Source organism: Deltaproteobacteria bacterium, assembly GCA_016219225.1.
Lineage (GTDB): Bacteria > Desulfobacterota > RBG-13-43-22 > RBG-13-43-22 > RBG-13-43-22 > RBG-13-43-22.
Genome location: JACRBX010000189.1, coordinates 1 through 3,845 on the forward strand (window position 1 = coordinate 1; position 3,845 = coordinate 3,845).

A 3,845-nucleotide genomic window follows, 5' to 3' on the forward strand; every position below is an offset into this window, starting at 1 on the left:
CAAAAACCGGCATGCCCACGAACATATAGATATGGGTCAGGTAGGCACCGGCAAAGGCACCGATAGAACTGGCCCTGAATAAGGCTTGAATCTTGAACCAGTAAATGTTGATGCCGGCATTCATGACCGATCGGTCGTTGTCATTGATTCCTTTTAAAACGAGACCGTAATCCGAGTCCATCAAACGTCTGAATCCGAAAAGGGTTATCAGGACGACCCCCAGAACCAGATAAGACTCGAATATCCCGGCCGGAAGGGGACTCAAGCCGCTTAACCCATCCGTTCCCCCGAATATCTTGGAGGCTTCGATGATCCGGACCAGCATAAGCGGGATGATGAGGGTGACCATGGCAAAGTAGATCCCCCGCAGACGTAAGACCGGTAGAAGGACCAGGGTAGAGAAAAAACCTCCCAAAATAGTCGCCAGGGGAATGGTCAGGAAAGGGGGCCAGCCAAAATAATGATTCATTATGCCGGCGCAGTAGGCACCCATTCCGAAAAAGAGGGCCTGGCCGAGGGAAACCATGCCGCTTTGGGCCAGGATATCCCAACTGATGGCTAGCAAAGCAAAAACAGCGACGGAGAGAAGCACCTTCTGCCAATATACAATGACGACCAGGGGGAGCACCAGAAACCCGATTATCGGGAGCAACCTGGGACTGGCCAGATAAAGCATTTCACGCCAGGAAAAAAGGGCGAAAATATCCTCCGATCTTATCTTTATTCCACGATCAATTCTTTCCTTCCGCTTGGTCAAGGTGCCGTTAAATCCTTTCTTCCAGTTCTTTCTGCTTTCCGAAAAAGCCGGAGGGTTTGATCACCAATACTATGAAAATGGCCACCATACTTACGATCATCGTCCAATTCGAGCCGATATAGGTATCGGTAAACCTTTGGGCAAATCCGACGACCAGACCGGCCACGATCACTCCACCGGAACTCCCCAAACCCCCAATGATGCAAACCGCCAGGGCGTTGAGCAGGACATCGTAACCTTCTTCCACCGAAATAGTCCCCAGGGGCATAATGACGGTTGCGGCTACTGCCGCCAGGCCGGCGCCTATGGAAACACTCCACATGGCCATCCGGTCGGAGTCGATGCCAAAGGTCATGGCGGTGCGCTCATCCTGGGCTATCCCCCGGAAAGCCAGGCCCATAGAGGTGTAGTGTACGAAAATCCAGAGGGCAAAAAGCAGGACTACACTGACCAGAACAATCATGAGCCGTTGGGCATCGACCTGGGCTCCGGCGATGACGAAACTCCGGTCTATAAAAACAGGCAGGGAATATTCAAAACCGACGAAACCCAGATATCTGAAAAGTTCGAGTATAGCCAACCCTATTCCGAAGGTGGAAATCACTTCGGACAGGGCCTGGCCGCGGACGCGCATGAGAACGAAACGATACATCAGGCCGCCCAGTAAGGCGGTAAAAAGGATGGAGACGGCCGCTGCCATAAAATAGGGGAATCCTGCCAGTTTCAGAAGTATCCAGGTTACAAAGGCCGACAGGACATAAAGTGCCCCATAGGCGAAATTGGACACGCCGCTGATACCGAAAGTCAGGTTAAACCCCAGGGCCATCAGAATCAAAATGACGCTGTTAATGAGCGCATATAGGATGGTACCTATAAACAATGGACCGTCTCCCTTTCTTTTCTATTTTGCTGATTTTAAACCGGCCGGCAACTGGATCTTACCTTCGGCAATGGATTCGGGAAAAACGACCGTACGTCCACCCTTATCCGTCCATTGAAATGCGGCTACAACGGCCGCCTCTTTAGGATCCATGCCGAAGATGACCTGATGCCCGTTGTCGAATCTGGTTCTTCCCATGACCCCGGCGTAGTCGGTTTTCTCGAGGGCGGCGACAATAGCGTCAGCGTTCAGGCTCCCGGCCCGTTCAATGGCTTCTTTCAGGATATACACCGCATCATAAGAGGGCGCTTCGCCGTGACCGCCATCCAGGGGACGCTTATATTTCTTTTCAAAGGCCTCCTCAAAAGCCAATGATTTTTGGGATTTTTTACTGGCTATGGCGCTGCCCAACTCAAAATTCACATTAACAGCCCCCCCGATTTTTTGATCGAAGGTCTTCCAGGCGCTGGGACCGGCCAGGGGAGAGATAAATCCGGCCATCAAGGCGGGAACCTTCATGGAATTCCACTGTTTCACTAATACGGCGCTGGTGGCCATGTCAAAAATGGGAAGGATTACCTGGGCGCCGCCGCTTTGGGCCTTCATCAGCCCCGAGGAAAAATCGGAGGCCCCGGTGGGATAGGCCTCTTGCGCTAAAACCGTCCAGCCTGACTTTTCGAAGTAATTCTTTACGATACCGGTTGCCGTGGCCCTGGCCCAGGCTACATCCTGATGCATGACCAATACCTTGTTGAAACCGAATTCCTTATGGATGAAAGCCATGACGCCAATCAGGTTGCCGACGAGATATTTGGCATTGAGGCAATTTCTGAATATGTATTTGTATTTTGCCGGATCCTGTCTGATTTTATCTTCAGAGGCCGGTATCATAGCGATCGATCCGATCATAGGGACTTTGTATTTTGCGATGAGATCCATGGAGGCCATCAAGGCCTCGGATCGAAAGGGGCCCACTAACAGGGCGGTGGGTTTTTTCTCCAGAATGACCTTCTCTATTCCCAGGAGGGCCTCAGGTACCGGAACACCCGGCGCGCCATCGCGAATGTCGAGGGCTTCGACCTTAAAAAGCCTTTTTTCGGATCCAACCTTTACCCCCCCCTTGGCATTGATTTCATCCACCGCCAACATCAGGGTGTTAAGGGATTCCTTTCCATCCACGTGGCTTAAAAAAGTAGGCACACCGATTACTATGGGGTCTGCTCCAAAACTGAAAGGAGCCGGTCCGCAGAGAGATAGAACCAACCCCAACAGAATACCATACCGCCAGATTTTCTTTTTCATTACTTTCTCCTTTCGTTTAAGGCCAGCCCGTATAGCACGGGGGGTAAGGGGTAATAAGACGAAAACCATCCGGATAAAGAATTGCCTCTTTTTGTCCGGTCTCTTTGGTTGCGGACATTAAAGCAGCCATTTGGTAAAAAATTATGTTGCAAAGGATATGCCACTTCCTTCTAATTATTTAACTTATTTAAAATACTTAATATTTTTAGACAGGAGCAAAAGAGGGCTTATGGGATTGTCACTAAAGGAATCATTTAAATTTATTTATTTCAGGAATATTCCTTTAATTTTTATAAAATTATGTATTATTTCATTATGTTAGTTTATGTGTAACTTTTATTAACAGCGTTATTGTCAGGCTGGGAAGATAAGAAGCATTTCAGACATAGGCTATGGGCGAAGGGCAAAGAGCGAAGGGCATAGAGCATAGGGGAAAGAGCAAAAGAGCAAAGGACGAGGGGCAGGGTAGCCGGATAAAGCTTGAAACCTGCATCTTGCAACAGGCGATTTTATTTTTTATCTAACCCCCCCGACCCCTGAACCTTTTTCCCATATTAAGCACTCATGCCCTTTGGGTCACCACGAAGCATGAAAAAGAGAATATCGAATATCGAATATCGAATCATGAATGTTGAAGGAGCGTTTCTTTTAAATTCCGAAATCCGAAATCCGAAATCCGAAATTGGAATCTATTTCCGTATTAATGAGGCAACAGGGGGAGTTCGATTTCCCCTTCTGCAATGGAGGGCGGATAAACAATTTTACGATTACCTTCTTTGGTCCATTGGATAACACAGGCCAGGGCTTCCGCATTCGGATCTTCTCCGAAAATTACCTGATGCCCCTGATGGAATTGAATCCGCCCCATGGTGCCTACCCGGTTAGTCTTTTCTATAGCCTGAACAA

Annotated in this window: 4 protein-coding genes; all 4 read right to left on the reverse strand. The window is 49.0% G+C overall.

The annotated features are described in order from the left end of the window. The coding region (locus tag HY879_16300; protein ID MBI5604901.1) for a branched-chain amino acid ABC transporter permease at window positions 1-676 on the reverse strand (676 nt) is incomplete at its 3' end. Window positions 677-764: 88 nt separating this feature from the next. Next, a complete protein-coding gene (locus tag HY879_16305) occupies window positions 765-1,637 on the reverse strand; it encodes a branched-chain amino acid ABC transporter permease (GenBank protein ID MBI5604902.1) in 873 nt (290 codons plus the stop codon). 21 nt (window positions 1,638-1,658) lie between these two features. Continuing rightward, entirely contained in the window at window positions 1,659-2,939 is a 1,281-nt protein-coding gene (locus HY879_16310) for an ABC transporter substrate-binding protein (protein ID MBI5604903.1), read from the reverse strand. A 700-nt stretch (window positions 2,940-3,639) separates the two neighbouring features. Further along, on the reverse strand, window positions 3,640-3,845 hold a 206-nt coding region (locus tag HY879_16315), incomplete at its 5' end, for an amino acid ABC transporter substrate-binding protein (protein ID MBI5604904.1).

Coding starts and splice junctions, on each gene's coding strand:
- HY879_16310 (MBI5604903.1), bottom strand. CDS start 2,939: ATGAAAAAGAAAATCTGGCGGTATGGTATTCTGTTGGGGTTGGTTCTA.